General features: G+C 61.5%; 6 protein-coding genes. 3 read left to right on the forward strand and 3 right to left on the reverse strand.

What is annotated here, in order from left to right:
- Position 1 precedes the first annotated feature (1 nt).
- The 3 genes from M2400_RS22920 to M2400_RS22930 form a co-directional block, all read right to left on the reverse strand.
- Entirely contained in the window at positions 2 to 1,804 is a 1,803-nt protein-coding gene (locus M2400_RS22920; RefSeq protein WP_177040660.1) for a DAHL domain-containing protein, read from the reverse strand.
- Positions 1,801 to 2,730, reverse strand: coding sequence for a cytochrome-c peroxidase (locus M2400_RS22925; protein WP_259198297.1), 930 nt, complete (start codon positions 2,728 to 2,730; stop codon positions 1,801 to 1,803). Before M2400_RS22925 ends, M2400_RS22920 begins: the two co-directional genes overlap by 4 nt.
- Before the next feature lie 84 nt (positions 2,731 to 2,814).
- Positions 2,815 to 4,689 (reverse strand): bifunctional diguanylate cyclase/phosphodiesterase, encoded by a 1,875-nt coding sequence (locus M2400_RS22930; protein WP_177040658.1) that lies wholly within the window; start codon positions 4,687 to 4,689, stop codon positions 2,815 to 2,817.
- 258 nt (positions 4,690 to 4,947) lie between these two features.
- Between M2400_RS22930 and M2400_RS22935 the strand changes: the two genes are divergently transcribed.
- The 3 genes from M2400_RS22935 to M2400_RS22945 form a co-directional block, all read left to right on the forward strand.
- The gene (locus tag M2400_RS22935) at positions 4,948 to 6,294 is read left to right on the forward strand and encodes an HD domain-containing phosphohydrolase (protein WP_177121094.1); all 1,347 of its coding nucleotides are present in this window, start codon (positions 4,948 to 4,950) and stop codon (positions 6,292 to 6,294) included.
- Between the two features lie 47 nt (positions 6,295 to 6,341).
- Positions 6,342 to 6,752: an NUDIX domain-containing protein gene (locus tag M2400_RS22940; RefSeq protein ID WP_177040654.1), complete on the forward strand. Its 411-nt coding sequence runs from the start codon at positions 6,342 to 6,344 to the stop codon at positions 6,750 to 6,752.
- Positions 6,753 to 6,794: 42 nt separating this feature from the next.
- Positions 6,795 to 7,005, forward strand: a 211-nt coding sequence (locus tag M2400_RS22945) for a hypothetical protein (protein ID WP_259227783.1), incomplete at its 3' end; no start/stop codon positions are given.

Consider the following 7,005-nt stretch of genomic DNA (forward strand, 5'->3'; position numbering starts at 1 on the left):
CTCAGTTCCGTGCGGGATCAAGGGGGATGTGCAGGGTGAACAACGCGCCTTTGCCCGGGCCATCGCTGTGGGCGCTCAGGCGGCCCTTCATTTCCAGGGCGGCCAGGGCGCAGCTGTGAAGGCCAAAGCCGTGGCCTTCCTTGCGGGTGGTAAAACCGTGGGTGAAGATTCTTGTCATGTTTTCTGCCGGTATGCCTTCGCCCTCGTCCTTGACGCTGATCTGCAAGGTGCCGTCATCCAGCGGCAGTACCGTCAGGGTCATTTGCCGGGTACGGTCGGTGAGGTTGGACATGGCGTACTTGGCGTTGCTGATCAGGTTGACCAGGATCAGCAGCAATCGATGCTTGTCGGCCATGATCTCGGGTACCTCGTGGTAGTCCTTGACCACCGTCACATGGTGGCGGCTCAGGGCCCCGGAGTTCATGCGCAGGGCATCTTCCATCAAGGCGCTTATATGCACCGGCTCCAGCAGGGTGGATGCGCCGGCGTAGGACTGTTGGGTGGACACAATATCCTTGATGTGGTCGACGCTTTTGCTCAGTTGCGCGAGTTCCTCGGTGAGGCCCTGCTGTTCAGTGGCGATGGCCTCGACCAGTTGGTTCAGGTAACCAGGCAGCAACTTGCCCTTTTCATCCTCGGTGAGGAAGGTGCCCAGGTCATGGCGATGTTCATTGAATAACTGCATGGCCTTGCCCAGCCCCAGTGCCTTGCTGGTGCGCAGCTTGCGCGCCACCAGCTCGGCGGAAATGTTCACGCTGTTGAGCACGTTGCCGACGTTGTGCAGCACGTTGGTCGCGATCTCCGCCATGCCGGCCTGGCGGGCGCTGTCCATGAGTTCGCCCTGGGCATCCTTGAGTTCCCGGGTGCGTTCTTCAACGCGCTGCTCAAGGCTTTCGTTGACCACATGCAAGGCCCGGTTGACCCGGTTGATCTCGGCGAAACTGCGCAACAGGCGGATCGCCAGGTACAGCAGCAGGGCCACCAGCAAGGTCGAAAACACCAGCAGGTAGCGATGGTATTTCTGGTCGAGCAGGTCGGCCGCCGACTGGTCCTGGTTGAGCTGGTTGGTCAGGTCGTCCAGGCGTTCGGCCAGCGGCACGGCGGCGATGCGTTCGAGCAGGTCGTTGACCACCGGCTGTTCCCGCAGGATCAGCGAGATGTGATTGCTGAGAATCTCCACCGGCACCTGGAACGACTCGGGCAGGCTCAGCTTGTTGATCGCCAGTTTATTCAGGCCCACCAGAATGTCAGCGGCCTTGTCGTCGCTGGTCACCTGGGCGAATTCGAGGCTGCTGAGCAGCAGGTCGTAGGTGTCGGTGGCGATGCTTTGCTGCAGCAGTTTGTCGGCGTCGGTGAGCGCCAGGAACTGCGCCTGTATGTCATCTTCGGCGTTGGGCAGGAAGGCCAGGGAGTTGCGCAGTACCGCATTGTGGGACTTGAACCGGTCCACCAGCCGGGCCTTTTCCTGAATCGCCTGGCGATAGGCTTCCTGGCTGGCTTGCCAGAGGGCCGGCTCTTCGTGAGGGTTTTGCGACTCGCGGCGTTCAAGACGGGACCACAGGCTGTTCATCTCGCTGAGGGGCGCGACCAGCGGGTCGTAGTTGTGGGTCAGGGCAATCCTGGCCTTGAGCACTTCACTGTCCCACTGTGCGTTCAATTGCTTGATCTGGCGGATCAGGTCGCGGGACTCGGTGTAGGTGGTCTGGTCACTCGACGATTTGAGGTACAGGAATACCAGGATCGAGGCGAGTATCAGGGTCATGGCGCTGAGCATGAACTGGGTGGCGCGGCGTGAGAGCTTCATAGGGGCTTGCCTGCCCATTCGCCGGTCAGGGTCTTCAGGAACAGCACGATCAGGGTCTTGTCTTCAGTCGAGGGAACGCGCCCCAGCTGGTACTTGAACATCACGTCGACGGCGTCTTCGAGGGTCTTGGCCGAGGCGTCGTGAAAGTACGGCGCGGTGACTGCCACATTGCGCAGGCTGGGCACCTTGAACACGTTGCGGTCTTCCTCGTCCCCGGTCACCAGGTAGCGCCCCAGGTCGGCTTCGGTGGGGTTGCCGCGGGCCTTGAAGTAATCGCCCATCACGCCGAACTTCTGGTACATGTTGCCGCCGATATTGGTGCCCTGATGGCAGGCAATGCAGCCGTATTCCTTGAAGCGTTGATAGCCGTATTTTTCCTGGAGGGTGAGGATGTCGGTGTCGCCTTGCAGGTATTGGTCGAAGCGTGAGTTGGGGGTGAGCAGGGTGCGCTCATAGGTGGCCAGGGCATTTTGCACGTTGGCGGGCGTGATGCCGTCGGGGTAGATCTGCCGGAACGTGGCCTGGTAGTGGGGCAGTGCCGACAGGGTCCGGATCACGGTTTTCCAGTCGTTGCCCATCTCCATGGGGCTGGTGACCACCTGTTCGACCTGTGCCTGCAGTGTGTCGACCCGGGCGTTCCAGAACTGTTTGAAGTTCAGGCTGGCGTTGAACACGGTGGGGGTATTGAGCGTCACCGGCTTGCCGTCGAAACCCAGGGAGAAGGCCCGGTTGTCGGCACCGCCGTTTTGCAGGTCATGGCAACCGGCGCAGGACTTGGTGTTATTGACCGACAGTTGTGTCTCATTGAACAACTGGCGCCCCAACTCCACTGTTGCCGGATCCAGTTGCGGTATCGGCGGCAGAGGTTTGAGCGGTTCATCCAGCGGCGCAGCCATCACCGGCAGGCAGGTCGCCAGCCACAGCATGATGACAAGCCCGGGCGCCCGTGAAGAGCGGTGAACGTAGCGTGGCATGGCGTCGCTCAAGCGATTATTCCTTGGGGCAGAAGGTTATTGGCCAGGCATCAGGGGGCGCCGCCCGGCTTGCATCAACAGGGCAAATTCATCGGCGGCCACGGCCTTGCTGAACAGGTAGCCCTGGCCTTCTTCACACTGGTGGGCCTTGAGGAAATCCAGCTGCTCAACTGTTTCCACGCCTTCGGCAATGATGTTCAGGTCCAGGCTCTTACCCAGGCTGATGATTGCGCTGATCAGTTGCGCGTCCTGAGGGTTTTTACTCAAGCCGCGAATGAACGACTGGTCGATTTTCAGCACATCAATGGGAAACCGCCGCAGGTAGCTGAGGCTGGAGTAGCCGGTGCCGAAATCATCCACTGCCAGGCGCACACCCATGGTCTTGATGGCCCGCAGGGTGGTCAGGGTGTCCTCGACGTTTTGCATCAGCACGCTTTCGGTAATCTCAAGCTCCAGCAAGCCTGGGGCCAGGCTGGTGCGTTCGAGGATGGCCGCCAGGTTGGGGACAAAATCCCGCTGGCGAAAGTCGATGGCCGAGATGTTCACTGAAATGCAGATCGGGTCCAGGCCGGCCGCCTGCCAGGCTTGCGCTTGTTCGCAGGCCTGGCCCAGCACCCATTGGCTCAGGGGCACGATCAGGCCGCTGTCTTCGGCCACCGGGATAAAAGCCGAGGGGTAGACCCAGCCATGATCGGGCTGGTGCCAGCGAATCAGGGCTTCCGCGCCGACGATCTGCCCGGTGTTCAAATCCAGTTTGGGCTGGTAGTGCAAGACAAACTCATTGCGCTGCAGGGCCAGCCGAATCGCGGTCTCCAGGCTTTGTTGTTCCTGGGCGCGCAGGTTCATGTCATCGATGAAAAAGCTGAAGTCATTCGGGCCATGGTCCTTGGCGGCGTGCATGGCGGTTTCGGCTTTCTTGATCAATTCCACGGCGCTTTGGCTGTCGTCGGGGTAGATGCTGATACCCAGGCTGGCGGTAACGCTCAGGTCGTGGCCGGCGACGTAGCGGGTGTGGCTGACGGCCTTGAGGACTTTTTCGGCAATGTGCTGGGTTTGCTGGGGATGATGAACGTCGTTGAGGATCAGTACGAACTCGTCGGAGCCGTAGCGAAACACCGAGTCCGACTCGCGCACCGTCGCCACCAGGCTTTGGCTGACTTGTTTGAGCACTTCATCGCCCACCGGATGGCCCAGGGCATTGTTGATGCGCTTGAAGCGGTCGAGGCCGATAAACATCACGGCCAACTGGGTGTCATGACGCCGGCACACGGCGATGGCCTGGGTCAGGCGGTCTCCCAGCAGGGTGCTGTTGGGCAGCTCGGTGAGGGCGTCGTATTGCAGCAGGTGCGAGACCTTGAGCAGTTCCTGCACCCGTTCCTCCACCGTGCGCTCCAGGCCCATCAGCTTGAGCGCGGCATCTTGTGCCAGCTGCCATTTCCAGGTCAGGGCGCTGGCCATCTGGCGGATTTCCAGGTTGTCGAAGGGCTTTTTCAGGATCAGCAGTTGGTCGTCGTATTTCAGGCGCGCTTCGATGGCTTCGAAGGAATAGTCGGAGTAGGCCGTGCACAAGGCGATTTGCAGGTGGGGGTCGATGGCCCATAGCTGCTCGATGGTCTCCAGGCCGTCCCAGCCCGGGGGCATGCGCATGTCGATAAATACCAGGGCGTAGGGCGTGTTGGCGGCCAGGGCCTTGGTCACCAGCGCCAGCGCTTCCTGGCCCTGGTAGGCCGAGTCCAGCAGGAATGTCTGGCGCAGGGCCGGGGCGGTGCCGAACAGGGTCTCTTCGATGCTGTCCAGGGACTGGCCGCCGTTGGGGTCGGCTTCGAGGATCTTGCGGAAATCTTCGTGGATCGACGCGGTGTCGTCGACGATCAGGATCCGCCGATTGGCCCTTGCGGAGCGCGGGTTCACGAGCGGTTCCGGGTCGCGCTCAACTGCATATTCTGGCGCATGTGGCTTCCTTACCTTAAGTACATCGGTAAACAGGGGCGGTCATGGGCTTCTTGCCACAAGCATAGTTGGCTCCCTTGAATAAGTCGGCCGGTTGGCGTCAAATCAACGCCAGTTACCCCCGCATTCATCTAGCGCTCAATGCACCTGCAAGTACAGCGATTGATCACGACGGGGGCGCAATGGTGCAATTTTGTGTCATTGAGAGGAGGTGTCGCCATGGATGAGCAACTTGCTACGACTGCCCCCTACACCCCCACGATTTTGCTGGTCGATGACGAAGAGTCGATCCTCAACAGCCTGCGCCGTTTGCTGCGGGGCCAACCCTATGAGGTGTTGCTGGCCGGCAGCGGCGCCCAGGCCCTGGAGATCATGGCCGCCCGGCCCATCGACCTGGTCATGACCGACGCCCGCATGCCGGCCATGGACGGCGCGATGCTCCTGGCCGAAACCCACCGGCTGTACCCGGCCACCACGCGCATCCTGCTGACCGGCTACGCCGACATGAGCATGATGATCAAGGCGATCAACGAAGGGCAGATCCACCGCTACATCAGCAAACCCTGGAACGATGAGGAAATGCTCCTGACCTTGCGTCAGTCCCTGGAGCACCAGCATTCCGAGCGCGAACGGCTGCGCCTTGAGCAACTGACCCGCGAGCAGAACGACCAGCTGAAAGCCCTCAATGCGACCCTGGAAAAACGCGTAGTGGCGCGCACCTCCGAGTTGCAGCAGACCGCCGACATGCTCGACCTGGCCTACGACGAGCTCAAGCGCAGCTACGTGACCGGCACCGAGGTGTTTTCGCTGCTGGCCAACCTGCGGTTGCCCAAGGAAAAACAGACCAACCGCCAATTGATCGAACTGATCCGCGTGTACTGCAAGTTCCAGCCCATGGATGAAGCCAGCGCCCGGGACCTGACCATGGCCGCCGCCCTCTACAACATCGGCAAGCTGAGCTGGAGCGACAGCATGATGGTGTCGCCCGCTGACCTGCTGCACAGCACCGACCGTGAACGCTACCGGGCGTACCCAACCCAGAGCGAATCGTTGCTGATGACCCTGGAGCCGATGAAAGATGCCGCGCGCCTGATCCGCCATCACCAGGAACGCTGGGACGGCACCGGCTTTCCCGACCATCTCAAGGGCGAGGCGATTCCGTTCGGCGCGCGCCTGTTGAAGCTGGCGGTGGACTTCATCGAACTGCAGCGCGGCCTGATCCTGGAGCGGCAGATGAACAGCGACGAAGCGCTGCTCTATATCCGCAAATACGCCGGGCGCCTTTACGACCCGGACATGGTGGAAGATTTCGTCCACGCCTGCGCGGCGTTCCTCAGCGACGTGACCCTGGGCGACCCGACGGTGAAAGTCCTGACCACCCGCGAACTGGCCGAAGGCATGGTATTGGCGCGCAACCTCAATGCCGACAATGGCATGTTGCTGCTCAACGCCGGCAAGGTGTTGAACCTGCCGCTGGTGGACAAGCTGATCGCGTTCGAGACGATGGAAGGGGCCAGGTACAGCGTGTTCATCAAGGCGCCGGAAGAGACGGTACTTTTGGGTTGAGGCCGGTTCATGGGATCCTTGCGCCTTTGCATTCAAGGCGACCCTTTATGACCTCTACCATTCGCATCGCCGCCGCCCTGCTGATCGGCAGCGACGGCCAGACCCTGCTGGTGCGCAAGCGCGGCACCCAGGCCTTCATGCAGCCAGGCGGCAAGATCGATGCCGGCGAGCAACCTGCCGAGGCCCTGGCCCGTGAGCTGCACGAAGAGCTGGGCCTGCGCATTGACCCGGCAGCGGCGGTGTACCTGGGCCAATTCTCGGCCCCGGCGGCGAATGAGCCAGGGTTCGTGGTGCAGGCCGAGTTGTTCCAGGTACACATTGACGTGCCGGTGACACCGGCCGCCGAGATTGAAGAAGTGCGCTGGATCGACCCGGCCGGTGACGGCGACTTGCACCTGGCGCCCCTGACCCGGGACTTGATCCTGCCGTTCTATCGCGCCTCGCTGATCACTGCCTGACTTGTGGTGAGGGGGCTTGCTGTGGTGAGGGGGCTTGCTGTGATGAGGGAGCTTGCTGTGGTGAGGGGGCTTGCTGTGATGAGGGAGCTTGCTGTGGTGAGGGGGCTTGCTGTGATGAGGGAGCTTGCTGTGGTGAGGGGGCTTGCTGTGATGAGGGAGCTTGCTGTGGTGAGGGGGCTTGCTGTGATGAGGGAGCTTGCTGTGGTGAGGGGGCTTGCTGTGATGAGGGAGCTTGCTGTGGTGAGGGGGCTTG

The organism is Pseudomonas sp. BIGb0558, from assembly GCF_024807515.1.
In the GTDB taxonomy this organism is placed as follows: domain Bacteria; phylum Pseudomonadota; class Gammaproteobacteria; order Pseudomonadales; family Pseudomonadaceae; genus Aquipseudomonas; species Aquipseudomonas yamanorum_A.

Excerpts from the sequence above, each read along its gene's own strand:
- M2400_RS22940 (WP_177040654.1), top strand. The coding sequence starts at position 6,342 with ATGACCTCTACCATTCGCATCGCCGCCGCCCTGCTGATCGGCAGCGAC.
- M2400_RS22920 (WP_177040660.1), bottom strand. The coding sequence starts at position 1,804 with ATGAAGCTCTCACGCCGCGCCACCCAGTTCATGCTCAGCGCCATGACC.
- M2400_RS22935 (WP_177121094.1), top strand. The coding sequence starts at position 4,948 with ATGGATGAGCAACTTGCTACGACTGCCCCCTACACCCCCACGATTTTG.
- M2400_RS22925 (WP_259198297.1), bottom strand. The coding sequence starts at position 2,730 with ATGCTGTGGCTGGCGACCTGCCTGCCGGTGATGGCTGCGCCGCTGGAT.